This window comes from Amycolatopsis sp. lyj-23, from assembly GCF_046549135.1.
In the GTDB taxonomy this organism is placed as follows: domain Bacteria; phylum Actinomycetota; class Actinomycetes; order Mycobacteriales; family Pseudonocardiaceae; genus Amycolatopsis.
On sequence record NZ_JAJPWN010000006.1, the window covers coordinates 354,429 to 380,082 of the forward strand.

The 25,654-nt window shown below is 69.0% G+C and carries 20 protein-coding genes, 2 tRNA genes and 2 pseudogenes; 5 read left to right on the forward strand and 19 right to left on the reverse strand.

All coding sequences use genetic code 11. The annotated features are described in order from the left end of the window. Positions 1-42: 42 nt before the first annotated feature. Both ACLJPY_RS17535 and ACLJPY_RS17540 read right to left on the reverse strand, forming a co-directional pair. The gene (locus ACLJPY_RS17535) at positions 43-585 is read right to left on the reverse strand and encodes a type 1 glutamine amidotransferase domain-containing protein (protein WP_410589714.1); all 543 of its coding nucleotides are present in this window, start codon (positions 583-585) and stop codon (positions 43-45) included. A gap of 86 nt (positions 586-671) precedes the next feature. Continuing rightward, positions 672-2,225, reverse strand: a complete 1,554-nt coding sequence (locus ACLJPY_RS17540) for a SpoIIE family protein phosphatase (protein WP_410589715.1) — start codon at positions 2,223-2,225, stop codon at positions 672-674. A 139-nt stretch (positions 2,226-2,364) separates the two neighbouring features. Here ACLJPY_RS17540 and ACLJPY_RS17545 point away from each other — a divergent pair, with 139 nt between their 5' ends. Further along, positions 2,365-7,050: a HAMP domain-containing protein gene (locus ACLJPY_RS17545; RefSeq protein WP_410589925.1), complete on the forward strand. Its 4,686-nt coding sequence runs from the start codon at positions 2,365-2,367 to the stop codon at positions 7,048-7,050. On the opposite strand, the gene ACLJPY_RS17550 is transcribed toward ACLJPY_RS17545, so the two are convergent. After that, positions 7,002-7,075, reverse strand: a tRNA-Gly gene (locus ACLJPY_RS17550). The two genes, ACLJPY_RS17545 and ACLJPY_RS17550, sit on opposite strands and share 49 nt — an antisense overlap. Before the next feature lie 79 nt (positions 7,076-7,154). Here ACLJPY_RS17550 and ACLJPY_RS17555 point away from each other — a divergent pair. Continuing rightward, a tRNA-Pro gene (locus ACLJPY_RS17555) sits at positions 7,155-7,228 on the forward strand. 610 nt (positions 7,229-7,838) lie between these two features. Next, positions 7,839-9,794 (forward strand): DUF6541 family protein, encoded by a 1,956-nt coding sequence (locus ACLJPY_RS17560; protein ID WP_410589717.1) that lies wholly within the window; start codon positions 7,839-7,841, stop codon positions 9,792-9,794. Here ACLJPY_RS17560 and ACLJPY_RS17565 read toward each other — a convergent pair. Next, complete coding sequence (locus ACLJPY_RS17565; protein ID WP_410589718.1) at positions 9,786-10,559, reverse strand: alpha/beta fold hydrolase; 774 nt, start codon at positions 10,557-10,559, stop codon at positions 9,786-9,788. The genes ACLJPY_RS17560 and ACLJPY_RS17565 overlap by 9 nt on opposite strands. Beyond that, positions 10,556-11,353, reverse strand: coding sequence for an NAD(P)H-binding protein (locus tag ACLJPY_RS17570; protein WP_410589720.1), 798 nt, complete (start codon positions 11,351-11,353; stop codon positions 10,556-10,558). Before ACLJPY_RS17570 ends, ACLJPY_RS17565 begins: the two co-directional genes overlap by 4 nt. A gap of 66 nt (positions 11,354-11,419) precedes the next feature. On the opposite strand from ACLJPY_RS17570, the gene ACLJPY_RS17575 reads away from it, so the two are divergent. Then, positions 11,420-11,785: a winged helix-turn-helix transcriptional regulator gene (locus ACLJPY_RS17575; protein ID WP_410589721.1), complete on the forward strand. Its 366-nt coding sequence runs from the start codon at positions 11,420-11,422 to the stop codon at positions 11,783-11,785. 21 nt (positions 11,786-11,806) lie between these two features. Here the strand turns inward: ACLJPY_RS17575 and ACLJPY_RS17580 are convergent. From ACLJPY_RS17580 to ACLJPY_RS17645, 14 genes and pseudogenes are all read right to left on the reverse strand, one after another. After that, a pseudogene (locus ACLJPY_RS17580) lies at positions 11,807-12,892 on the reverse strand (carbohydrate-binding protein); the annotation flags it as partial. 83 nt (positions 12,893-12,975) lie between these two features. Continuing rightward, complete coding sequence (locus ACLJPY_RS17585) at positions 12,976-14,241, reverse strand: tyrosine-type recombinase/integrase (RefSeq protein ID WP_410589723.1); 1,266 nt, start codon at positions 14,239-14,241, stop codon at positions 12,976-12,978. A gap of 5 nt (positions 14,242-14,246) precedes the next feature. Then, positions 14,247-14,489 (reverse strand): helix-turn-helix transcriptional regulator, encoded by a 243-nt coding sequence (locus tag ACLJPY_RS17590; RefSeq protein WP_410589725.1) that lies wholly within the window; start codon positions 14,487-14,489, stop codon positions 14,247-14,249. Between the two features lie 26 nt (positions 14,490-14,515). Further along, positions 14,516-16,147: a replication initiator gene (locus ACLJPY_RS17595; RefSeq protein ID WP_410589926.1), complete on the reverse strand. Its 1,632-nt coding sequence runs from the start codon at positions 16,145-16,147 to the stop codon at positions 14,516-14,518. 8 nt (positions 16,148-16,155) lie between these two features. After that, a complete protein-coding gene (locus ACLJPY_RS17600; protein ID WP_410589726.1) occupies positions 16,156-17,736 on the reverse strand; it encodes an FtsK/SpoIIIE domain-containing protein in 1,581 nt (526 codons plus the stop codon). A 352-nt stretch (positions 17,737-18,088) separates the two neighbouring features. Continuing rightward, positions 18,089-18,469 carry a helix-turn-helix domain-containing protein gene (locus ACLJPY_RS17605; RefSeq protein WP_410589728.1) on the reverse strand — a complete coding sequence of 127 codons (381 nt, stop codon included), beginning with the start codon at positions 18,467-18,469 and terminating at the stop codon, positions 18,089-18,091. After that, on the reverse strand, positions 18,441-18,776 hold the full coding sequence (locus tag ACLJPY_RS17610; protein ID WP_410589729.1) for a helix-turn-helix domain-containing protein: 336 nt from the start codon (positions 18,774-18,776) through the stop codon (positions 18,441-18,443). Before ACLJPY_RS17610 ends, ACLJPY_RS17605 begins: the two co-directional genes overlap by 29 nt. Beyond that, the gene (locus tag ACLJPY_RS17615; protein WP_410589731.1) at positions 18,776-19,108 is read right to left on the reverse strand and encodes an AMED_5909 family protein; all 333 of its coding nucleotides are present in this window, start codon (positions 19,106-19,108) and stop codon (positions 18,776-18,778) included. Before ACLJPY_RS17615 ends, ACLJPY_RS17610 begins: the two co-directional genes overlap by 1 nt. Further along, positions 19,105-19,413, reverse strand: a complete 309-nt coding sequence (locus ACLJPY_RS17620; protein ID WP_410589732.1) for a helix-turn-helix domain-containing protein — start codon at positions 19,411-19,413, stop codon at positions 19,105-19,107. The genes ACLJPY_RS17615 and ACLJPY_RS17620 overlap by 4 nt, the downstream gene beginning before the upstream one ends. A 421-nt stretch (positions 19,414-19,834) precedes the next feature. Further along, on the reverse strand, positions 19,835-20,302 hold the full coding sequence (locus tag ACLJPY_RS17625) for a hypothetical protein (protein WP_410589733.1): 468 nt from the start codon (positions 20,300-20,302) through the stop codon (positions 19,835-19,837). Between the two features lie 123 nt (positions 20,303-20,425). Then, positions 20,426-21,661 (reverse strand): helix-turn-helix domain-containing protein, encoded by a 1,236-nt coding sequence (locus ACLJPY_RS17630; RefSeq protein WP_410589735.1) that lies wholly within the window; start codon positions 21,659-21,661, stop codon positions 20,426-20,428. Continuing rightward, positions 21,661-21,963, reverse strand: a complete 303-nt coding sequence (locus ACLJPY_RS17635) for a putative quinol monooxygenase (protein ID WP_410589736.1) — start codon at positions 21,961-21,963, stop codon at positions 21,661-21,663. Before ACLJPY_RS17635 ends, ACLJPY_RS17630 begins: the two co-directional genes overlap by 1 nt. An 839-nt stretch (positions 21,964-22,802) precedes the next feature. Continuing rightward, a pseudogene (locus ACLJPY_RS17640) lies at positions 22,803-23,171 on the reverse strand (glycoside hydrolase family 27 protein); the annotation flags it as partial. A gap of 268 nt (positions 23,172-23,439) precedes the next feature. Then, positions 23,440-24,762, reverse strand: coding sequence for a histidine kinase (locus ACLJPY_RS17645; RefSeq protein ID WP_410589738.1), 1,323 nt, complete (start codon positions 24,760-24,762; stop codon positions 23,440-23,442). 210 nt (positions 24,763-24,972) lie between these two features. Between ACLJPY_RS17645 and ACLJPY_RS17650 the strand changes: the two genes are divergently transcribed. Next, positions 24,973-25,626, forward strand: a complete 654-nt coding sequence (locus tag ACLJPY_RS17650) for a VC0807 family protein (RefSeq protein WP_410589740.1) — start codon at positions 24,973-24,975, stop codon at positions 25,624-25,626. The last annotated feature ends 28 nt before the right edge of the window (positions 25,627-25,654 follow it).

The window sequence follows — 25,654 nt, forward strand, 5'->3', positions numbered from 1 at the left end:
CAGATTTAAGCCGGACTTAACGAACACGAACGGGTGGAAAACTCAGGCGGTGAATTCCTGGACGACCGCCCGGCAGAAAGCCGGCAGGTCGTCCGGGTTGCGGCTGGAAACCAGTCCGTTGTCCACCACTACCTCTTCGTCGACGACCGTGGCGCCGGCGTTACGCAGGTCCGTCCGGATGCTCGGGTACGACGTCAACGTGCGGCCACGCACGACATCCGCTTCGACGAGCGTCCACGGTCCGTGGCAGATCACGCCGACCGGTTTGCCGGCGCGCACGAAATCACCGACGAACTTGACCGCGGCGGGATCCGTGCGCAGGTTGTCGGGGTTCATCGTGCCGCCGGGCAGCAGCAGCGCGTCGAAATCGCCGATTTCGACATCGGCGACCTTCCGGTCGACCGGGAACGTGTCGCCCTTGTCGATGTCGCCGTTCATCGCCTGGATCTCCCCGGTGTCCAGCGAGACCAGCTCGACCGTCGCGCCCTCGTCGAGGACGGCCTGCCGCGGCTTCTCCAGCTCGACCTGTTCGACGCCGTCCGCGGCCAGGATCGCGACCCGGCGTCCTTGCAGTGCGTTCGCCATGGGGCTCCTGTCGTCGGAAACTGAATGCACCGGGGTAATTACCCCCTCGGCCAGGCGTCAAACAAAGTCCACAGTGGACAATGCAATCAGTCTTCACATTCCACGGCGAGCACAGCGATGTCGTCGTGCGCGGAGTTGCCGAGCCAGTCGCGCACGGCTTGGCGCAGCCGCCGCACGACCTCGCGCGCCGGCTGTCCCGCCGCCGCCGTGAGCACCGCGCGCAACCGGTCGTCTCCGAAGAGTTCCGTCTGGTCGTGGCGGTTGCGGGCCTCGGTGATCCCGTCGGTGTAGAGCAGGCAGACGTCGCCGGGCCCCAGCCGCACCTCCGCCTCGGCGAACCGGGCCTGCGGCGAGATGCCGACCAGCGTGCCCGGCACGGTGACCTCCTCGACCACCCCGGACCGGCGGACGATCAGCGGCGCGGGGTGGCCGCCGGAGGCCAGCGTCAGGCCGACGCCGCCGTCGGACGGCCGGGCCGTGCCGAGCACCAGCGTGGCGAAGCGGCTGCTGCCGCCGGCGATGAGCAGTTCGTTGAGCAGCCGCAGCAGCGTGCGGCCGTCGCGCTCGACCATGGCGAGCGCGGTCAGCGCGTGCCGGACCCGGCCGGTCAGCGCCGCCGCTTCCGGGCCCTTTCCGCAGACGTCGCCGAGCACCAGGAAGGCGCTGCCGTCGTCGTGGGGCAGCACGTCGAAGAAGTCCCCGCCGACGGTGAGGACCCCGCCCGCGGGCTCGTACCACGTCTCGAACCGGGCGCCGTCGAGCTCCGGCGGGTCGATCGGGCGCAGCGTCGTCTCCAGGCCGCGGGTCGCCTCTTCCTGCCGGGCGTAGCGCTGGGCGTTGGCCAGCGCCACCCCCGCCGCCACCGCGAACCCGGCCACCGCGCGGGCCTGCTCGGCGCCGAACTCGGCGTCGCCGCGGCGGCCCAGCAGGAGGGCGCCGGTGACCTCGGCGCTCGCGCTCGGCCCGAGCGAGACGACCGAGACGTCGGCGTGCCCTTCGAACCGGTCGGCGACGACCGACGGCAGCGTGGCGACCTCGGGTGCGGGCACGGGGGCCTGCCGGGGCGGCCCGGTGGCCCCGAACGTGGCCGCCAGCACCGGCGCGGCCTGGGCGGGCACCCGCCGGATCCGGCCGTGGCCCTGTGCGGCCGGGCGCTCGCAGCTCCACCACTCCCACCGGCCGCGGGTGGTCGGCAGCAGCACGAAGACGGTCTCGGCCAGCGCGGACGCGGCGAGCTCGGCGATCACCCGCGCGGTGCCGTGCCGCCCCCGCGCGGCGGCCAGCCGGGGGCCGGCCTCGGCCAGGAACTCGCCCACGTGCCGTCGCGGGACGTCGTCCGCGGACACGGTCCAGGCGTGCCAACCACCGGGCAGGGCGCGGATGCGCGCGGGCCGTCGACGGCCCGCGAAGTCGACGTGCCCGGAGGTCTCCGTGGCCGAGTTCAGGTGGGGTTCGACGTCGCCCGTCAGCGCCCGCGCGGCCGGGTTCGCCCAGCGGACCACACCGGCGCTGTCCTGCAGGAACACCGCGTCGCGGACGTCTTCGAGGGCCGCTTTGGTGAAGGCGTCGATGCCCGGCGGCCCGCCGTCACCGGTCATCGGCGGCAGGGCTGCCGAGGCCGGGGCCGGACGTGACACCATGCACGGACCTCCTGCCTCCGGACTGCTGTCGCACGGCTACCGCGTGAGCGGGCGGGCTGGCTCGAAGTGTAGGGCGAAGCATGGCACGCTGGGTCGACGACCATGGCTGGCGCATGCGTGGTGGAGAGGGTCGGCACACATGACAACGGAATCCCAGAGCGAAGCGGCCGCGCTGGAGCGGGTGCTCGTGGCGGTGCGGGATCTCGGGGACGGCAACTTCCGCCGGCGGCTCGTCCCGCACGGCGACGGCATCTCGGCGCAGCTCGCGGTCGCGTTCAACGACATCGCGGAGCGCAACCAGCGGCTGGTCAGCGAGCTGCTGCGGGTCCGCGCGGCGGTCGGGCAGGAAGGCAGGCTCAGCGAGCGGCTCGACGGCCAGGTCGGCCCGGGTGGCTGGACCACCGCCGTCGACGCGGTGAACGGCCTGGTCGAAGACCTCACGCGGCCGGCGATCGAGCTGGAGCGGGTGCTCGGCGGCGTCGCCGACGGCGACCTCTCCCAGCCGATGTCGCTGACGCTGGACGGACGCCCGCTGCGGGGTGCGTACGCCACGCTCGCGAAGACGGTCAACAGCCTCATCGCGCAGCTGTCGCGCTTCGCCGCCGAAGTGACCCGGCTCTCCCGCGAGATCGCGGGTGAGGGACGTCTCGGTGGCCAGGCCGTCGTCCCGGGCGTGTCGGGCACCTGGCGCGACCTGACCGACTCGGTCAACTTCATGGCCGACAACCTCACCGAGCAGGTCCGCAACATCGCCCAGGTCACCACCGCCGTCGCCCGCGGCGACCTGACCCAGAAGATCAACGTCGACGCCCGCGGCGAGATCCTCGAGCTCAAGAACACCATCAACACGATGGTCGACCAGCTCTCGGCGTTCGCCGACGAGGTCACCCGCGTCTCGCGCGAGGTCGGTTCGGACGGCAAGCTCGGCGGCCAGGCGCAGGTGCCGGGCGTCGCCGGGACGTGGCGGGACCTGACCGACTCGGTCAACCTGATGGCCGACAACCTGACCGACCAGGTCCGCGGCATCTCGCAGGTCGCGACCGCGGTGGCCAACGGCGACCTGACGAAGAAGATCGACGTCGACGCCCGCGGCGAGATCCTGCAGCTGAAGAACACGCTGAACACGATGGTCGACCAGCTCTCGGCGTTCGCCGGCGAAGTCACCCGCGTGGCGCGCGAGGTCGGCAGCGAGGGCAAGCTCGGCGGGCAGGCCGAGGTGCCCGGCGCGGCCGGGACGTGGCGCAGCCTCACCGACTCGGTGAACCAGATGGCCGACAACCTCACCGACCAGGTCCGCAACATCTCGCACGTGACCACGGCCGTGGCGAAGGGCGACCTGACCCAGAAGATCACCGTCGACGCCCGCGGTGAGTTCTTCGAGCTCAAGACGACCATGAACACCATGGTGGACCAGCTGTCCGCGTTCGCCGACGAAGTCACCCGGGTGGCGCGCGAGGTGGGCACCGAGGGTCAGCTGGGCGGGCAGGCGCAGGTCCCCGGCGTCGCCGGGACGTGGCGCGACCTCACCGGCTCGGTGAACTTCATGGCCAACAACCTGACCACCCAGGTCCGCAACATCGCCCAGGTCGCCACGGCCGTCGCGCGCGGCGACCTGACGCAGAAGATCGCGGTGGACGCCCGCGGCGAGATCCTGGAACTCAAGACGACGCTGAACACGATGGTGGATCAGCTGTCCGCGTTCGCGGACGAAGTCACCCGAGTGGCGCGCGAGGTCGGCACCGAGGGCAAGCTCGGCGGCCAGGCCACCGTGCCCGGCGTCGCCGGGACCTGGAAGGACCTCACCGACAACGTCAACTCGATGGCGAACAACCTGACCGACCAGGTCCGGAACATCGCCACGGTGACGGCGGCGGTCGCGAAGGGCGACCTGACGCAGAAGATCACCGTCGACGCGCGCGGCGAGATCCTCGAGCTCAAGACGACGCTGAACACGATGGTGGACCAGCTGTCCGCCTTCGCGGACGAAGTCACCCGAGTGGCGCGCGAGGTCGGTACCGAAGGCATCCTCGGCGGCCAGGCGCGGGTCCGCGGCGTCGCGGGCACGTGGAAGGACCTCACGGACAACGTCAACGTCATGGCCGACAACCTGACCGACCAGGTGCGCAACATCGCCACCGTGGCGAGCGCGGTGGCCAACGGCGACCTGTCGAAGAAGATCCGGATCGAGGCCCAGGGCGAGGTCGCGGCGCTGGCCGAGACGCTGAACGGGATGGTCGAGACGCTGCGCGCGTTCGCCGACGAGGTCACCCGCGTCGCCCGCGAAGTCGGCACCGAAGGCATCCTCGGCGGTCAGGCCCGGGTCCCCGGCGTCGCCGGGACCTGGAAGGACCTGACCGAGAACGTCAACTTCATGGCGCACAACCTGACCAGCCAGGTGCGCAACATCTCGCAGGTGACGACGGCGGTCGCGAAGGGCGACCTGACCAAGAAGATCGACGTCGACGCCCGCGGCGAGATCCTCGAGCTCAAGACCACGATGAACACGATGGTCGACCAGCTCTCGGCGTTCGCCTCCGAGGTCACGCGCGTGGCGCGCGAGGTCGGCACCGAGGGCAAGCTGGGCGGCCAGGCCGAGGTCGACGGCGTGTCCGGCACCTGGCAGCGGCTCACCGAGAGCGTGAACCAGCTGGCCGGGAACCTGACCACGCAGGTCCGCGCGATCGCGCAGGTGGCCACGGCGGTGACGGCCGGCGACCTGACCCGGCACATCACGGTCGACGCGTCCGGCGAGGTCGCCGAGCTCAAGGACAACATCAACCAGATGATCGCGAACCTCAAGGAGACGACGAGGACCAACCGCGAGCAGGACTGGCTGAAGACGAACCTCGCGCAGCTGTCGGGGCGGATGCAGGGCCACCGCGACCTGGCGTCGGTCGCGGCGCTGATCCTGTCCGAGCTGGCCCCGCTGGTCCGGGCCCAGCAGGGCGCGTTCTTCCTGGCCCGCGACGACGACCGCGACGGCACGGTGCTCGAGTGCATCGCCGCGTACGGGCTCGCGCAGTCCCGCGCGGGCCTGCGGTTCACCATGGGCGAGTCGCTGATCGGCCAGGCCGCCGTCGACCAGCGGACGATCCTGGTCCACAACGCCCCGCCGGAGTACGCGCTGATCTCGTCCGGGCTCGGCTCGGCGGCGCCGGTGAACCTGATCGTGCTGCCGGTGCTGTTCCAGGGCGAGGTGCTCGGGGTGCTGGAGCTGGCGTCGGTGAACGAGTTCAGCACGGTGCACCAGGACCTGCTGGAGCAGCTGCGGCACACCATCGGCGTCAACGTGAACACGATCCTGTCGAACTCCCGGACCGAGGCGCTGCTGACGGAGTCGCAGCGGCTGGCGCAGGAGCTGCGGGCGCGGTCGGAGCAGCTGCAGGCCCAGCAGGGCGAGCTGCGGCGGTCGAACACCGAGCTCGCCGAGAAGGCGGCGCTGCTGGCCCAGCAGAACCGCGACATCGAGGTCAAGAACAGCGAGATCGAGCAGGCGCGCCAGGAGCTCGAGGAGCGGGCCGGGCAGCTGACGGTGGCGTCGCAGTACAAGACCGAGTTCATGGCGAACATGTCCCACGAGCTGCGGACGCCGCTGAACAGCGCGTTGATCCTGGCGAAGCTGCTGTCGGAGAACCCGGAAGGGAACCTGACGGAGAAGCAGATCCAGTTCGCGAAGACGATCTACGCGGCCGGGTCGGACCTGCAGCAGCTGATCAACGACATCCTCGACCTGGCGAAGGTGGAGGCGGGCCGGCTGGACATGCAGATGTCCGACATCACGCTGCCGGAGCTGGTGGACTACGTCGAGTCGCTGTGCCGCCCGCTGACGGCGGACAAGGGCCTGGAGTTCGCCGTCCACATCGACCCGCCGGTGCCCGGGAGCGTCCACACGGACGAGCACCGGCTGCAGCAGATCCTCCGAAATCTGCTGTCGAACGCGGCGAAGTTCACCGACGAGGGCAGCGTCCGGCTGCACATCCGGGCGGCGGACCCGGCGGAGGTCGAGCAGGAGTCGCTCCGCAATGCGCCGGGCATCATCGCGTTCGCGGTGGAGGACACCGGGATCGGGATCCCGGAGGAGAAGCTGGCGGTCATCTTCGAGGCGTTCCGCCAAGCGGACGGCACGACGAGCCGCAAGTACGGCGGCACGGGCCTGGGCTTGAACATCAGCCAGCAGCTCACGGAGCTCCTGGGCGGCGAGCTGCGGGTGGTGAGCGAACCGGGCGTCGGCTCGACGTTCACGCTGTACCTCCCGGTGGCGGCGAGCAACCTGGTCGACCCGGCCCTGACGGCCCTGTCGTCGCGGCGGCTGCCGCCCGTGCCGAGCACGGTCCTGGTGGCGGCCCCGGACGTGACCCCGAAGCGCTTCCACGGCGAAAAGGTCCTGATCGTCGACGACGACCTCCGGAACGTGTTCGCCCTGGCGGCGGTCCTGGAACAGGCGGGCCTGGAGGTGATCTACGCGGAGACGGGCGTCGACGGCATCCGCGCGTTGGAGCGCAACGAGGACACGGCGCTGGTCCTGATGGACGTGATGATGCCGGAACTGGACGGCAACGCCACGATCGCGGCCATCCGAGCCGAGGCGGCGAACGCGGACCTGCCGGTGATCGCGGTCACAGCCAAAGCCACGGCGGAGGACCGGGCCCGGACGCTGGCCAGCGGCGCTGACGACTACATCACGAAGCCGGTGGACACGGACAAGCTGCTGGACGTCATAGCGGCCTCACTGGAAGCCGACGCCGCTTCGGCGCGCGACGCCGGCCCGGTGAGCAGTGGAGCGGGTGACGGGAATCGAACCCGCGTAGCTAGTTTGGAAGACTAGGGCTCTACCATTGAGCTACACCCGCGTGCCCCCGGAGGTACCCGGGTGCGTGGCCAGCTTAGCGTGACCCGCTAGGCTGACCACACACCCCCCTCGGGGAGTGCCGGGATGTGGCGCAGCTTGGTAGCGCATTCGCTTTGGGAGCGAAGGGTCGCAGGTTCAAATCCTGTCATCCCGACTTGGGGACCCCTGTTCGCGGAGGGCGCGAACCGGGGTCGGGATGTCGTTGTACCCGGGGGGCCGAGCCCCCCGGACCCCCCACGGTGCCTTCTGCCGCCGGTTGGGAGCTCTGCCGTTCTTCGACTGGGTGGGGTTGTGGTGATTTGGTCGTCAGCGGGTAGCCATTGTGGTGATGCGCTTTGTGTTCGGCCGCTGCTCGCTGGAGATGGCTTTGGGCGCGGCGATGAAGTTGAGGGACATTGCACCGCGTGGCGGCTGGTGACGCTCGGGTATTCGTTGGTGCAGCCTGACTGGTGACCATTGTGCTCGTTGATCCGGTTGGGGATGGCGCGGTTGTCGGTCGGGTTTGTTGCGGTATTTTGGCGGCTTCTTCGCAGCACGCAACGCATCCGGTGGCATGGCGGGCCCCTGTAGCGCCGCCTGTGTCGGCTGGAGTCACCCGATTCAGTGACCAATTGGTACAGCGGAAACCGGTGTCTTCGAAGCGTTCTACCGCGGATTCGACAATGGACACCGCCGGTGTAACCTTTGCCGGATCACCGGCGATTACGCCACCGGAACACGCCGCTTCCCGGCGGTTCGCGGGTTTCGCACGAGGGGGTTCGACCATGTCGTGGCTCGGCGCCGCGCCCACGATGGTGCTCTGCGCAATGCTGCTCGTCCTGCCCGGACTCCCGCTCACCTACCTGCTCGGGCTGCGGCGGCTGGCGATGGTGGCGGTCGCCCCGGTCGTCGTCGTGGCGTTGGTGGCGGTGACGGCGATCGGCGCGGCGAAACTCGGCGTCCGGTGGTCGGTGCCGCTGGTGCTCCTCGTGTTCGCCGGGGCGACGGCCGTCACCGGGTGCGTCGTCCTGACGCTTCGGAGACGGCTGCCGCGGCCCGCGCCCGGAGACGGCCTGCCGGTCGTCGCGGCGGCCGCGGGCGGGCTCGTCGCCGCGCTGGGGCTCGGGGTGCTCACCGTCCGGGCGGCGATCGGCAGTCCCGAGGAACTGCTCAAGACCGACGACTCGTCGTTCCACTACAACGCCGTCGCCAACATCCTGAACACCGGTGTGGCGTCGACGTTCCGGATCGACACGCTCGGCGTGCCCGGCCGCGTCCGCGGTTTCTACCCGGCGGCCTGGCACGACCTCGGCTCGCTCCTGGCCATGGTCACCGGCAGCTCGGTGCCGGCCACGGCGAACATCCTGTCGGTCACCATCGCGCTGGTCGTCTGGCCGCTCGGCTGCGTCCTCCTGATGCGGCAGCTGGCCGGCCCGTCGCGATCGGCGCTGGCCCTCGCCGGCCTGCTGAGCGTCGCGTTCGGCGCGTTCCCCTGGGAACTGCTCGGCTGGGGCATCCTGTGGCCCAACCTGCTGGGGCTCTCGCTGGTCCCGGCCGGCGTCGCGGTCGTGGTGTCGATGGCCGGGCTGGCGCGGGACGACGTGATCGGCCGCGGCCGGGCGTGGCTGCTGGCGCCGGTGGTGCTGACCGCGATCGCCATCGCGCACCCGAACGCGGTGATCAGCCTGGCCGCGATCGTGCTCCCCGCGACCGTCTTCGGCCTCGCGCGGGCCGCTGTCCGGCGGTACCGGGCCGGCCGGCGGCGGCAGGCCGCCCTGTTCGCCGCGCCCATCGTGCTCGCCGCGCCGGCGTACTGGCTGGTCGTCGTCAAGCTCGGGGTGTTCGCGGGACCGATGACCGCGGACTCGGCTCCCTTCGAGTCGCCGTCGCAGGCGCTCGGTGAGGTGCTGACCGGCGCGACGAACCACCACGGCGCGGGCTGGGTCCTCGCCGTGCTGGTCGTGGTGGGGGCGGTGTCGTGCTTCCGGCAGCGCTGCCGCCGGTGGCTGGTGGCCGGGCACGCCGTTTCCGGCGGTCTGTACGTGCTGGCCGCCGGAGTGCCGGGAGCGACCCGCCGGATCTTCACCGGCTTCTGGTACACCGACTCCCACCGGCTCGCCGCCATGCTCCCGATCACCGGCGTCCCGCTCGCGGTGCTCGGCGTGCTCGCGGTCGTTTCGGCGGTCCGCGCCGGGCTCGCGCCGGACGTCCTCCTGCGCAGGCGACGCGCGCTGACCTGGGCAGCTCCGGTCGTCGCGGCGCTCGGCCTGCTGCTGGTGACCGCCGGACTGCACCACGCCGACCACCGCGACCGGGTCCTGGCCGCCTACCCGAAAGCCACCCCGCTGGTGAACGAGGAGGAACACGCCTTGTTCACGCGGATCGGCCGGCTGACCGAACCCGGCACGATCGTGGCCCAGATGCCGTACAACGGCAGTCCGGCGGTGATGGCCCTGACCCGCCGCCAGGTCCTGTTCCCGCAGCTCAACCTGGGCCGGCTGACGGCGGACCAGGTGTACCTGGCCCAGCACCTCAACCAGGCGGCGAGCGACCCCCGCGTGTGCGAGATCGTCAACCGCCTGGAGGTGCGGTACCTGCTGACCAACGACCGCGCCCGGGGCAACCTGTGGGACGGCACCGCCTACCCGGCCCCGTCGGCCGGGTTCCGCCAGCTCGACGAGGGCGGCTCGTTCCGGCTCTACCGCGTCAGCCCGTGCGACAAAGCGGCCGACTCAGGCTGAGGCGCCGAAACCCCAACGCGAGAGCCAGCTCGCCAACGTCTCCGCCAGGGCCGCCGGCTGGTCCTCCGGGGTGTGGTGCCCCGCCCGCTCCGGACGCCGCACCACCTCCAGTGCCGCGAAGTTCGCCGCGCACCACGCCACCACCGGTGGGGTCAGCATCGTGTCGAAGCCCGGCTCGAACGTCACCAGGAGCTTCGGCACCGACGGCGACGATCCCAGCCAGCGGCCGAACGCCTCGATCCGCGCCACCACCGAGGTCGGCGAGCCACCCAGCGGCATCGAACGGGCCCACTGCAGCAGCGGGCGGTCGAACGTCGTCGCGTACTCCGGCGGAAGGCCGGAAAGGAACTCGGCCGGGAACTCGCCCGCACTCTTGATCGCGCGGAACACCTCCGCGCCCGCCGGCGGGAACTCCTCCCACGTCATCGGCTTCAGCACCGCTTCGGTGAACGCCAACGCCCGGACCCGCGCCGGGTGGCGGGACGCCCAGTCCGCCGCCAGCGCGCCACCCCAGTCGTGGCCGATCAGCACCACGTCGTCCAGCTCCAAGGCGTCGAACCACGAGTCCAGGTGGCGGGCGTGGTCCTCGAACGTGTAAGCGATGTCCGGCCGCGGGGAACCGCCCATGCCGATCAAGTCCGGCGCCAGGCGCCACCCCGGCAGGGACGGCATCACGTTGCGCCACAGGTACGACGACGTCGGGTTGCCGTGGAGCAACACCACCGGCGCGCCGGTGCCCGACGAGCGGTAGGCCAGCTGCGTCACTTGAACGCCTCCGCGAAGCGGGACGCCCATTCGGCGAACGGACGCGCGGGGCGGCCCAGAACGCGCGAGACGTCCGGACTCACCTGCTGCTCCGACGGTGTCGGCGAGCCGAGGATGTCCAGGGTCGTTTCCACGACCTCCGGAGGCATGAAGGCCGACATGACGGACCGCGCTTCCTCCCGCGTCCGCGGCACGAACCGCACCGGCTCGCCCACCGCTTCGCCGATCGCCGCCGCCTGGTCGCGCGGGGACACCGGCGACGGGCCGGTCAGGACGTAGGTGCGGCCCTCGTGCGACGCGTCCAGCAGCGCGGCCGCCGCCACCGCGGCGATGTCCTCCGGGTCGACCACCGGCAGCGCGACATCGCCGAAGGGTGCGGCGACCTCGCGCGCGACCCGCACGCTTTCCGCCCACTGGAGGGCGTTCGACGCGAACCCGGCCGGGCGCAGCACCGTCCACTTCAGACCCGACGACCGCACCGCCGCCTCGGACACCGCCGGGTGCCGTCCCGTTCCGACGCCCTGCGAGGACAGCAGCACCACCCGCTCGACGCCGGCCTCGCGCGCCCGGCCGAGCACCGGCTCGAGCGAACCCTCGAAGCCCGGCGGCACCATCAAGAACGCCGCCGCCGCTCCGGCAAAGGACAGCGATGCCAGATCTCCTTGCCGCACAACGACTCCCGGCGGTGCCGCCGCGATCCGGCGGGACACCGCCGTCACCGCTTCCCCCGCCTCGGCCAGCAGCCGCACCAGCGGTTCTCCGACGTTTCCCGTCGCTCCCACAACCATGATCATGGGAACGACGGTACCTTCGCCGGTATAGTAGGTACCTAGAGGAAAGTATTGGCGGGAGGCGGCGAAGTGACCGAGACCACACCCGAACAGGCGTGCCCGATCGCCCCGGTGGTGGACATCGTGTTCAGCCGCTGGACCACGCCGATCCTGTGGGCCCTGCACGAATACGGCCGTCAGCGGTTCGTCGAACTGCAGCGCCGCATCACCACCATCACGCCGAAGGTGCTTACCCAGCGGCTGCGGCAACTGGAGCGGGACGGCCTGATCACCAGGACCTACCACGCCGAGGTCCCGCCGCGCGTCGAGTACGAGATCAGCGAGCTCGGCCGGAGCCTCGGCCCGCTGTTCGCCAGCCTGTCCGAATGGTCCGGCAACCTCGAGAAGGTCGACGCGGCCCGGCGGAGCTACGACGAACGCAGCTCCGCCAAGTAGCTTCTCCCCGCGGCACGGCTGCTACGGCGAGACGTCCAGGTAATCGAGGTTGGCCGGGCCGTCGGCCGTCGTCGCGGTCAGGCGGATCGTGTGCGGGCCCGCCGGCAACGACAACGCCCTGGTCACCGTGCGCCACGTCGTCCAAGCGCCGGTCCCTGGGAACGGCACGCCGGCGGCCACCACCGTGCCGTCCACCGAGAGGTCCACCGGGCGCGCCGCCGTGGTGCCGTTCGCGTAACCGAACGCCAGCGCCGACACCGGGCCCGTCACCGGCCATTCGACGTAGCTGCCGACGGCGTTGGCGCCGTTCGCGAAGCCGGTTCCGGAGAAGCCCGCGTGGTTGGCGTCGATGGTGCCGCCCGCCGACAGCGTGGCGGACTCGGCTTCGTAGCGCGTCGCGCCTCCGGCGCGGGACACGCGGTACAGCACCGTCGCGTGCGAAGGCACCGACGCGCTGATCGTGCCGGACGTCGTCCGGATCGCCTTGCTCCACAGGTCTTTCAGCGCGTAGGAGGACGCGCTGCCGATCCCCGTGGCGGACGCGGTCGTGCCGATCGTCGCCGTCGCGGCCGTCTCGTTGGACAGCGCCACCGCGCGGTCGCCGTTCGCCAGCACCTTGCTGTACACGACCAGGCCCGCGTTCGCGCTCAGCACGCTCGCCTGCTTGCCGAGCGGGTCCTGGTCGAGGGCGATGACGTCGGTGTTCTCCAAGATCGCGAGGTTGTCGTCCGACACCTTGCGCAGGTCACTGCCGATCAGCAGCGGCGCGGCCATCATCGCCCACAGGCTGAAGTGCGTGCGGTACTCGGCCGCCGTCATGCCGCCGTTGCCGACCTCCAGCATGTCCGGGTCGTTCCAGTGGCCGGGGCCCGCGTACTGCGCGAGGCTGCGGTTGGTCTGCGCTTTCGAAATCATGCTCGACCACTTGTCGGAGATGTCGCCCGTGGTGCGCCACAGGTTCCCGACCGGCGCCGCCCACGTCCACGGCTGGTTCTGGCCCCACTCGCAGATCGAGTACGCGATCGGGCGGCCCGACTTCGCGAGCGCGTCACGCATTGCCTCGTAGCGCTGCTGCGCGTCCACGCCCTGGTTGTTGCAGTTGTCGTACGAATGAAACCGAAATGCGCTATGACCTGGGGATCTCGGCCTGCCTGGATGGGGTATCAGTAGGCCAGGCCGTCACCAGGCCGTCAGGCCGTCTCTCCGGCGGCCTGAGGCTTGCGACGGGGCTTGATCAGGTCATCGATCGCTGCGCGGGCACGGTCGTGGCTGGAGGGCATGAGGTGGGTGTACACCTTGAGCGTGAACGCCTCCGACGCGTGGCCGAGGAACGCCGCCAGCTCCTTGAGCGAAACGCCGCGTTCGAGCATGGCCGAGGCGAACAGGTGCCGCATCGCGTGCATCCCGTCCTCACGGTCCTCATAGGACAGTTTGGCCCGCTTGAACGTCGGCCGCCAAATGACGTTGTTGAATGCCTGCCGGGTGTACAGCTCCCCATCACTGTTGACCATGAGCACGTTGACCGTGTCGAACTCTTTCGCGTCCTGTTCTGCCCAGGGAAGCGTGACCGCCGTCGGCGGGAACTTCTCCATATAGGCGTCGATCGTGTTCAGCACGCCGTACCCGAGCGGGATTACCCGCGTCTTGTGTCCCTTGGGCAGTTTGAACTTCCGCACCCCGTTCACCGTCACCATCTGACGCGTGCAGTGGTACTCCATCCGCTCCCGATCGATGTTGTCCGGGCTGAACGCGAAGATCTCCCCCTGCCGCAGCCCGAGTCCGGCCCCGAGCGTCGCGCACGGCTTGTACCGGGCAGGCAACGCCAGCTCAACACGGTGACGCCGCGATTCCTTCCACGGCGTCACCTTCCGCGCCACCGGCACCGGCGCCTTGATCGACTTGTCCCGACACGGATTCTTCTTGATCTTCCCGTCAGCGACCGCAGCATCCAGGATCGACGACACGAGGTCGAACACCTGCCGCTGGTAGTTCACCGACACCGGGTTGTCCTGTTCGGCCATCCACGCCAACCACTTCCGGATCAGTTCCGGAGTGGTGAACGACCGCAGTAGCTTCCGGCCTAGGAACGGAATGACCTGGCCGTCCATCCGGTCCTTGACCGTGGCTACGGTCGACTCGTCCCGGGATCGGCCGGCCAGCACCTCCCACGCGTACTTGCCGAACTGGACCTCTCCTGCTTTCGGATCGGCGTAGGTGCCGTCATAGACGGCGTTTTCCATCTTCGTCAGATACTTCTGCGCTTCGGTCAGTCTCCCGTCCGGGAACGACTTGGACCGCTCGACCTTGTCCGGGTCCAGGTACCGGACCTTGTACCGCAGCCCCTTTCCATAGAGGTCGGTTCGTTCCTGAACCGGCTTGTTCCGCTTGTTCAGCACAACCTCACCGGTGGCCGGGTCGACCTGGTCCCGAAACCACCGGTCCTGAATATGACCCACGCGCCCTACCCTTCTCGCATCGTCGGAATTGCCGAAACATCGTCCCCGCCGTCACGGCCCACGTCCGCGATCCACGCCCGCACGGCGACCGGGTCGTAACGCACGTGCTTGCCCAGCTTGATGAACGGCGGCCCGTAGTTCTTCAGCCGCCAGTCCCGCAGCGTCTTTTCCGGGATGCCGAGGAACGCCCCCAGTTCCTCCGGCCCCCACAGTCCTTCCAGTTCCACCACCCGGATTCGCACCGTCATCCCCGTGACCTCCCCTCCCCGTTGGGTCAAGCAGCCTCCCGAACCGCAGTTGCCGAACTTTCTTCCCCTGGCGGCCCCTGCGCGGCGAGCATCGCGGCGGCGTATTCGGCCTGCCAGGTGATCCGCTCCGAGATCGCCCGCATAACCAGGTGATCCCGGGGCGGGCAGTGGGTGTCCCCGGGTTCGACCTTGCGCCACACGAACCGGTCCGCCGCCGGTTCCGGCTTGCTGATCCCGTAGGCAGCCAGCGCCGAGAGCACGAACGCCCGGCGGTCGGCCTTGTGATCGGCCACCGTCTTCCCCGACCACTTGCGCGAGACCAGCACCCGCCGGCCGGGCAGCCCGAGGGTGGACCGGCGATGCGCCCGCCCCTTGCAGTGCCCCGGCGTGGTCTTGCTGTTCGCGCCCTTCGGGTTGATGCCGTACAGCAGCCACACCGCGCACCGGGGCGAGCACGGCGTCACCGACAAGTGCGCGTGCAACATGTCGTGGTGATCCCGCTGCGCCGCCGTGTCCGCCTCCACCACCTCACCGGTGGACTTCGTCAGATACTTGGTCAAGTAGCCGATGTGCCGCCCGGCTTCCTCCGTACCGCCCAAGATGCCCTTGGAGTGCACCTGCGCCCCGAACCGCACCACATGCGCCGGAGTCTCCACCGCCGCCACCGCGTCATCCCACGCCGTCAACGGCTCCCGCGTCTCCGGGTCCACAAAGGAACGCCTGTCCGGATCCCACAACGGTTTGCGGTCCGTGTAGACCAGTTCGTCATGCGCAGGCCACCACACCTGATGATAGGTAGCCGCGGTGACCAGCCGGATGGTCTCGTGCGAGATCGCCCCGCGCAGCGCCGCGTGCAGATGCGGAGCAGCCCGTTTCTGCGGTTCGACCGTGGCGAAGTACTGCACGTCCCACCCGACGACCCGACGGAGGTTCTGGTACCACCGATCCACCAGCGCGGCAAAGTGCACCGCATCCCGCGCCGCCCGCCGGTAATCGTAGGTGGCCGGGCTCACCGGCGACCCATCCGGACGGACCGGGCCATAGGTGTCGCACGTCAGCGTGGCGAACATCGACGGCCGGAACTTCCCCGCGAACTCCCGCCCCACCGTCGTCTTGGCCACCTTACGCCGGGGCAGGTTCGGGGCGTCCTGCCGCCGCTTGGTCGACCGCTTCACCGCCTTCCGCTCCGGAACGTCGAGAGCGGGCAGCCGCCCCGTCATCCCCGACGCCCGCAACTCCGCGTCCACGGTCGCCACTTCGGCGCGCAGTTCCTCCGCCTCCGCCTGGTCCCCGACCGCCATCACCTCCCGGTAATGCGCCGCGAGATCGGCCCGGAAGGTCAGCAGCTCCGTTTGCGTCTCCGAAGGCGTCTCGCGGGTGATCACCGGCTCTTCGGTCAGGTGCCAGCCCTCGCGGCATTGGGCCTGCCGCAACGCTTTCGCCTTCCGCGCACACGGCAAGCAGACCGATTCCACAGTGGACCCGCACGGCACCGGCACATACCGGATCTCCCCGGTTTCAGTGTCGCCGACTTCCATGGTGAAGGGACGCACACACACCCCGTGCTTTTCCGCCGTCGCCTTCACCACCTCCGCCGCCAGAGCACCGCGGATGCGCTCAACCGAGGGGGCCAGCCGATCCTGCTGCCCTTCGCTCATCGTGGTGGTCACGCCGACCCCCTCTCGTTCGCGCGTCGATCGGCCAGGTTGACGACCTGAGCGCCGCCGTTGGTGACGTAGTGCTCCAGCGCCTTGATCGTCTGGTCCGGCACCCACCCGGCGCGGACACGCAGGGGTTCGCGGATGCCCTCGCCCCACACGTAGCCGACCCCGGCCGCGTCCTCCGGGATCCGGTTCGCCCACGCGCCACGCTCGAACGCCCCGTCACCCAGGACCATCGGAACCTGAGTCTTGGAAGTCAGCCGCATCGCGATCCGGCGGGGCAGCAGCTCCCGCACCGGCACCGTGTCCTTGGTCGGCTCCTGCACATAGCCGCGCACCGTGAACCCCAGCGCCCGGCCCTGGGTGGTGAGCACGGCCAGCTTCTCCACGATCAGGTCCCGGGTCTTGCGGTCGGTGTAGCGGGTCAGCGCCCCGATCTCGTCGAACTCCAGCAGCTCCACCGGCCACTCCGTCGAGATCGGGACCTGACGGGTCAGCCCCGCGAACTCCGCCTTACGCCGCTCCAGCTCATCCAGCAACGCATCCAACACCGCAAGGGCATCCCTGCCCGACTGGCCGTAACGGGCGAAGATCCCGCGCCCGTAGGACAGCTCCATCGCCTTCGGGTCGATCCCCGAACAGCGGATCACTCCGGCCCGGATCGCCGACGCCGCCGCCACCAGCGGGCACCACATCACCGAGTTTTTCCCCGACCCGGTCGCCCCCGCCACCAGCGTGTGAGAACCGGTACCCACGAGCGGGAGCCGCCACGGCTTGCCGTACTCGGTCGACCCCGCATAGACCGCCCGCAGATCCACCCCCGTGCCGTCGACGGCCACCAGATCCGGCACCGGCAGACACGCCACCGGGTCCGCCAGCAGATCCCGGCGCATAAAGTCGATCGACACCACATCCGGCTCCAGCTCCCGAATCTGGCACCGGGTCACCTTGCGGGCCACGGCCAGCGCACGGGCGGCGTCGTCGAACTCCTCCGGGGTCTGGCCGGCCACCAGCCGCACCCGCACCTCATCCCACGACGCCCCCGACCGCACCGACAGCAGGCGCGGCACCGCCACCGCCGCCGCCCGATCACTGCGCGACACCGCGTTGCGCCGACGACCCACCAGCGACACCGTCACATCCACCGGCACCGCCGCGTCCCGCACCACCAGCCCGCAGGCAGTCAGCCACCCGCCGAGCTTGCGGCCATACAGCGCCCACCGCAGCCACCAGCCGCGTAACCACCGGCCGCACCATTGGTCATAGCCGACCGCGTCCAGGCGCCACCACACGAGCTGAACCATGACCAGGACGCCGAGGGTCACCACGAGCGAGACCCAGCCGAGGTACCGGCACCAGGCCCAACCGGCTACCAGGGTCAAACAGGTTCGCCAGTGCGTCACCAGTTGCCGAACAACCCAGCCCACCACGCGAACCAGGCCCCACAACGCCATCCCGACCACCGCAATCGCGGCCAGCGCCTCCACGATCCCGGCCAAGGCACGTCCGACTTTGGCCAGCACCCACAGCACCACCGCCAGGCCGCCAGCGCCGAGCACGAGCGTCATCACCGCGTGTGCGCTCATCGGGCACCACCCCGCACACCAGCGGTGGGCAGCGTCAGGACCAGCGGCAACATCCCCATGCACGGCCCGCACCGGTCCTCACCCGGCAGCAGCCGAGCGAACTTCTTACATTCTGTGCAGCGCATCCGGGTGACCCCGGTTGACTGCCATTGACTGTCATCGTTTATCGTTTGCATTGTTCACGAACTCCAGTGGACAGGCGCAGAACCGGCCCGTAAAGGTTTCCAGGCCCCAGGTGGGCCGGTTCTGCGCGTACAAATAAAGCGGTCGAAGAATGCACGCAGGGACGCGTTTATCCATCACACGTCCCCACGTGCGAACAGTTCCCGATATTAAGTTTTCGATCAGTCGATCACTCCCGGCCGTTCACCTCCGGCCTGTCACCCTCGGATGGTCGTTTGTTCGAGTGGCGGTCGTCGAGGGGGCGGAAGTCGTAGACCACCCGCATGACCAGCACCTCCGGCGACACCCCGATTGCCTCCGCCAGCCGCGCGACCAACTCCACCGACACCAACGCCCGCCGGCCGAGCTCGACACTCCGCAGGTATGCACTCCCCACGCCGACCTTGGCGGCAACTTTGGTAACCGACATGCGTTTCCTCGCGCGCATGTAGCGCAACCACCCACCGGACAGCCGGGTGTCCGGCACCTTCTCATGGGGGCGGCCGATCACCGCCCACATCATCCGCACCGCGTCTTCGGTGCTAGTTCCGAATTGCCTGTGGCCACCCATTGCGCCCCTCCATGTAGTCCCGCACGGCCACCAGCGCCGCCACGTCCCGACCCACGCCCAGAGCATCTGCCAACGCGGCCACATCAGCCAGCGACCGCACCGGCTCATGACCGAGGCACACGCGCTTGAGCCTCCGCAGCGGCACTCCCGCCCGCTCCGCCAGCTCCCGCACGCTCACGTCACGATCCGCACACATCCCCTGCAGCCACAACCCGAACCGGAACGGCGCCACCCGCGGCATATACTGAACGTCCGGGACCAGCCCCGGCGCGATCCGCGGATCAAGCTCCGGCCAGCCGGACTCCATCACTTCCCCTTCCCGTTGTTCGCGCTGCCCGTCTCGGTTTCCGCGGAATCCGGCTCACTCGATCCGTTGGTGTAGTCCTCGCTCCACTCCGGACGCTTCGTCAGCCGCTCCACACACCGCAACTGAATCCCATGATTGGCCAGCGCCTCCCACTTGTGATCCGGGTCCGTCTCCGAAACCGCCTTGAACATCCGCGCGTTGTGACGGTGGAACTCCACCCACTCCGACAGCGGCGATTCCTTGCGCGGCATCCGCGAAAAGATGTCCGCCTGGGCGTCGCTCAGCTTCACCGGGTACAGCGGCTTCGCTGCTTTGGCCGCCTTCCGGCTCATTTCCCGTCACCCCTCAACACCTTCTCGTGGTGTTCGATCTCAGCCACGACCCAGGCGAACAACTGCTCACGCGGAACACTCAGCACGTCCGCCAGCCGCATGATTATCGGGACCCGCCGCACCGAGCGTGAGCCGCCTTCCAGCCCGGCCACGAACGACAGCGAGAACCCCGAGTGCTGCGCGAGATCCCTCTGTTTCCAACCCTTCAGGTCACGCATCCGCCGCAGCAGGACCCCGACCGGCACGAACACCCCGGCGTCCACATCGTCGAACCGCACCGGCTCCACTGGCTCCACCGCCGCCATCACGCACCCTGTCCACGGGGCCGAGGTCGAGGCCGCCGCACCGGCGAAGGATGAACCCGATGCCCCTGCACAGGCAGCACCGGAACCAAGCCCGTGATGGTCTGCTCCGCCGGAGACTGGCCGGCCGGATGACCAGCCAGCACCGCCCATTCCTGCGCTACCTCTGTCATCCCTTCTGAGGCCGCCGCCAACGCCGCCACGACCCAGTACTCCAGCCCCGGCACCCGCGACAGCTCATGCCAGCACCGAGCGACCCGCCGAGCCGCGTAGGACACGCCTTGCGCCAGATCCGGCCGTCCCGGAGTCTCCGCAGCAACCGCATACGCCACCCGGTAATCGGCGTACGCACGCTCCCACTCGGTCGTCAGACGCTCATACGAAGCCGGACTCGCCTCATCCGAAGTCGCCACCGTCAACATCCCTACGCCGCCTTGGGATTATCAGCACCCGACGCCGACGATCCCGAACGCGACGACTTACCCGCCGCACCCGACCCGGCAGCCGCGAAACCCGTCGCCCGGTACACATAGGACTGGTACTTGTACTCGCCCTGACCAGCCACCTTCGGCTCTGCCGTCAACCCTTCCAGCTCCACCGGACGCATTCCCGGCATCACCTCCGCCGAAGACGGCACCGGCTGAACGTCGGCCAGCAACGTCACCTCGAACGACGCCCGCTTCGCGCGAGTCTCCCCCAGGTCAGTTGCCAAAAACTTCCACTGCCGCTTACCCGTGACTTCGTCCACGCGCTGCCGCACCGGACGCCCCGCCGCCTTGTCTTCCCTCGACTGGTACTCGTTGTCCGGCGACACCTCGCCCACCATGACAAGCCCCTGCGGGAACGCCTCGTCGAACGGCACCGCGAACCTGTGACCCTTGTCGATAGCCATCTGTTAGTAGCCCTTCACTGCGTGTCATCTAGCAAGCCCATCAGCCGGGCTCGCAGATGAGAGTACCCGCACTCTTAGTGCGTGTAAACACTAAAGGTGCGGGTACCGCAGAAAAAGTGCGGGTTAGGCGTCGCGTCGTTGCTGAGGCAGCCCCTTCGAGCCGATAGCTTCAGACAGTTCCCGCAGGTCAGGCGTGTTGCCGTAGTCGCTGCGCAGGGCATCGGCAAGCAGCTCTTGCACTGCCGGATGCGTGGTCACCTGCTCCGGTGCGACGTCGAGTGCACGACGAAGCGCGTCGTTCACACCGTCAGCGTTGCGCCTCTGCGCGTGCGCCCGCGCCACGTCGATCAACAAGCGCGCCTGCCGCTCGGGCGATAGGTTCGATACGTCAGCCTTCGCGGCCACCCTCAGGGCACGACCGGCGTCGCCCAACTCAACGGCAACGTTCACCTCGTGCAGCAACACGTTTGTCGGGCCGAACTCCGTGTTGTAATCGTTGCGGTCCACGCCCAGGGATTTCGCGGCCTCCCGCGCACTATCCAAATTATCATATGCTTCATCCGCATCATTGATCCGCGCAGCAGCAACGGCCAATTGCAGGTATAGCGCACCGCGGAGCGCAATAGCCTCAGGCTCACCAGCTTCAATTAGCCGCCCCAACGCATTCACCGCTGTCCGCGCCGATTGTGCCGCAAGATCGGGGCGCCGGGAATTCTGAAATACAATTGCCAGCCGAAATGCGCCAGCGGCCATCAACAGTGGATCGTCAGCGTCTTCGGCGGCAGCAATTGAACGGTCGACCGCAACCCACGCTGCGCCCGGTTCGCCAAGTTTCGAAAGGACGCCAGCCGCAGCGTGATAAGCCTTAGCTTTTGCGATGCACACACGGCGACGATCGATCCCCGTGGTTTTACGCACCGCATACTCAAGCTCCGGGATCAACGACCCGAGGAGATCGGACAAGTTTTCATATTCGGAACCATGCGCGTAATCCCACGCCTCTTCCGCCCGCGCGCCAAGTCCATCGACATCAACGGGCGCCTTGTCGGACAGCACTGCCTGCAGAGCATCACTGGAAGACAACGCCAAACTCAAGCTACTCGCCGCACGCGGCCGAGTAGCCATTGCTGCCACGACGCCCTCATCCGGGGCAAGTTCAGCTAGAGGGACTTCCAGGGCTTCGGCCAAAGTCTCCAAAACCGACATGCGATCAACACGTCGAGCCCCCCGTTCAACCTGACTAACCCAACTCTCGGAGCGAGATATACGGGCACCCAGCTCCTTTTGCGAAAGCCCCTTTCGAGAACGAAACGTTGCAACTCGTCTCCCCAGCGAGTTCGCATCGGTGGGGACCGTCATTAGAACCCCTTGCCGGTCGGCGGGTCCAAGAACTCCACTCGAACACCCGTCAGATACTGTTCGCGTTCCGCCAGGAACTTCTTTGTGTGCTCGCTTTGCTCATGCGCGTCAAACGCTTCACGACTTTCGTAAAGCTCGTAAAACACTCGCGAGAGAGGAGCATCCTTTACTTTGTGCACCGCGTAAATCAGCGTTCCCGGCTCTTTGTCGCGGATACTCGGTGCAGTTTCGTCGACCAATTCGTCAAAGCCCTGGGCGGCTTCCTCGTCGCGCAAATAGAACCGCACAGCAAGTGCGAACATGACAGCTCTCCAATCACTCAACAGATCAGTACATAGAGTACCACCTCGCACTAAAAGTGCGCTACGGCCCTTACCGGCCAGCTCGCCATCCACGCAATCGAACACATGTGCGATATTTCACGCCGCGCCAAAACGCGCACCGGTGCTTACCCACCCGCAACCTGCTGCCGAATTTGGCTCTATGGGATCAAGGCGCCGCCTGCGGCGGCGCGCAGGAGTCACCTTCCGTTCGGCGGGCTCCGCCCCATGGCGGACCGGCCTCCCGCTCCGCTCCGGCCGGCCGCCGGGCGAGCCCGCCGAGCGGTCGCGGCCCGTGCGCGCGCCGCCGCCGAACCTCAACCCCACGACACCCATTCTCCAGCCTGAGGCGTGGGCACTCGGACCGTTCACCGCGCACCGCTCTCCGAAATCGCACAACGACTCATCACCGGCAGGTGGCCCGCAACCTCGCCGTTGATCCTTTAACACCGGCGCGGCGCTATCAAGGGCGCCTGCGGCGTCGCTGCGCGATGAGCTCCGCTCACCCTTGACACCACCACACCGGTGCTAACGCGTGGCAGGGACGAGGAAGACGGGGGCAGACAGCCCACCACCTCAGTCCCAGGGAGCCGACAGTGACGATCAAGCCCGCCAGCCGCCAAATCAGCCCCAATCAGACAGCACTGTTCAGCCGCTACCAGGTAGCCCGCTGGACCGAGCAGGCCCAGGCCGCCAGGCCGTCATCAGGCCGTGGGACGACCGGACCTAACCGGACGCAACCGGACCCAACCAGCCTAAAGAAGCAGGTCAAACGCCCGGCACGCCGAAAGTCCCCAGGTCGGTGCGCCACGGTTTCAGAAGTCGTACTTCAGGTAGTCGACGCCCCAGGAGGCGAAGAGGTTCGCGTCCTGCTGCTCGTGGCCCAGCGCGCCGGGGAAGCCGGCCTTGTTGCAGGTCTTCGTGCCGGCACTGGTGTAGATCCCGAACTTGAGGCCCTTCGCGTGGACGTAGCCGGCGAGGGCCTTGATGCCGTTCGGGAACCGCGCCGGGTCGGGCACCAGGTCCCCCGCCGAATTGCGCGACGGCAGCGCCCAGCAGTCGTCGATGTTCACGTAGGTGTAGCCGGCGTCCTTCAAGCCCTTGCTGACGAAGGTGTCCGCGATGCCCTTGATCATCGCCTCGTCGAATTCGGCGCGGCACTGCGTCGAATTCCAGTTGTTGAAGCCCATCGGCGGTGTGCGCAGCAGACCGTTTTCGAGGGCCGACGCCGTGGGCGCGCCCAGGACGAGACCGCTGGCCGCGATCGTGAGCGCGGCGGCCGCGCTCGCGGTGCGCCGGAGTGAGGAATGCGTGCTCCCGGAGGTGAGGGTGGCGGACCTCCGGTCAGTAAAAGTTCCTTCCGATCGAGCCGTCAAGGCTTGATGCACGAAACATCAGATATGACGTCGGATCATCCCGGTCACCGGCACGAGGCAGGCAGTTGCGTGCCGATCCCCGTCATCCCGACGGCAGGACACCCGGAATGACAATGGTGATTTCGGTCGGGCCGCCCGGCGGGCTGACGCACTCGACCACGCCGTCGAACGCCGCGACCCGCCGCTGGACGCCGGCCAGCCCGGTTCCGCGGCCGGGATCGGCGCCGCCCTTGCCGTCGTCGGCGACGACGACCTGCAGCGCGCCCGGCCGCTGGGTCACGCTGACCCGCACGCGCTTGGCGGCCGCGTGCTTGGCCGCGTTGGCCAGCAGTTCGGCCACCGAGAAGTAGACCGCGGACTCCAGGGCCGCGTCGGGACGGCCGACCAGTCCGACTTCGACGTCGGTGGGCACCGGGGCGTCCATCGCGAGGTCTTCGAGCGCGGCGCCGAGACCGCGGTCGGCGAGCATCGGCGGCTGGATGCCGTGCACGAGCCCGCGCAGCTCCCGCAACGCCGCGGCGGACAGCTCTCGCGCGCCGGCCAGCTGCCGCCGGACCTCGTCGAGGTCGGTGTCGAGCAGCATCTCCGCGGTGCCGAGCGAGATACCGATCGCGATCAGCCGCGCCTGGGCGCCGTCGTGCAGGTCGCGCTCGATCCGCCGCAGCTCCGCGGCTTGGGCGTCGATCGCCGCGGCCCGCGTGGCGAACAGCCGCTCCACGCGCCGGGCCAGCAGCGCCCGCTCGTCGGGCGCCAGCAGCCACCGCGTCCAGGCCTCGTGCAGGCCGACCGCGCCGGGCGCGGCCACCAGTCCCAGCACGAGCAGGACCCCTCCGGCGGCGACCGTCGCGGCGAGTCCGGCCGGGGTGTCCACCGGCAGCGGGAAGTACCACGCCCCGGCCGTCAGGTGCGGCGCGGTCAGCGGCGCAGCGAGCAGGAACGCCCCGAACCCGGCGAGCGCGACCGGGACGGCCGCCAGCAGGCCGCCCGAGAGCGGGTTGACCACCAGCCAGCCGAGGTCCCGCCAGGTGGCCGGGTCGGTGAAGAACCAGCGGCCGCGTCGCTGGGCCAGGGCGATCCAGCGGAACTTGTGGAAGTCGTAGCCGTTCCAGTACCAGCCGTTCTCGGTGCGTTCGAGCGACGGCAACGGCAGGTACGGCGATTCGATGCCGCGGCCGTAGAGCGCCGGTGCCCAGTAGCGGAAAAGCACCGGCAGCAGGCGGCACGCCGGAATGGCGACCAGGACGGTGAGTCCCGCGGCGGCGACGTATTCCGGCAGCCGGAACAGCGCCGGCAGGGTGAGCACGCCGACCTGCACCACCGCGAACAGCACGAAAACGACCAGCCGCGCCATTCCGGCGACACCCCGCCGGACGGCGGAGGCGCTGCGCCGCGGAATCGTCGACATCGGCCGAGCATACTTCCCGCCCGGCACTTCGCATCCCCCTCGTCTCCAGGGTGACCAAGCCCCCTGACGGGGGTATGGGAAGCCATACCCCCGTACTCGGCCCAACCGGCTCACGCGGACGGCCACCGGACATTACCGTTCTCCTCAGCAGCGCCACGAAATCAGCGAATGGCGTCAGCGAAAGAATTCGTCATCCAATCAGGAGCAGAAATGAACGAAACCAGCTTTCGACGTACCCGGGCCGAACCGCGCAATCCGCGACTGGCACTGTTCGCTTCCGCGGCCTTCGACCTGATCGTCCCGCTCGCCGTCTACTACATCCTGCGCCAGAACGGCGTTCCGCTGTTGACCGCCGCGATCGTCGGCGGCATCGTCCCGGTCGTCCGCACCGGGTACGTCTTCGCCCGCTACCGCAAGATCGACGGGCTCGGTCTCTTCACGGTGACGATGGTGGTCGTCGGCACCGCGGTCTCGCTCGTTTCCGGCGACGCCCGTTTCTTCTTCGCCAAGGACGGCTGGCTCACCGCCGCGTTCGGCGTCTGGATGCTGCTCACGCTGTTCTTCGAAAAACCGTTCTTCCTGCACGCCGGGGTCAGCATCGCCCGCACCAAGCGCGGCGGTGCCGGTGCGGAGGTGTGGGAGCGCCGCTGGGACACCGAACCGCGGATGCGCCACGGGCTGCGCCTGCTGACGGTGGTCTTCGGCGTCGGCATGATCGTGGACGCGGTCGTCCGCGTCGTGCTCGCCTACACCTTGCCGCTCGACGACATCAACCTGGTGACGACCGTGCAGTGGATCGTGGTCCTCGGCGGGCTCATCGGCTTCATGGCCTGCTACAGCCGCAAGCACGACCTGCGTGCCTGAGGGCCTCCGGCCGACCACCGCACTCCGA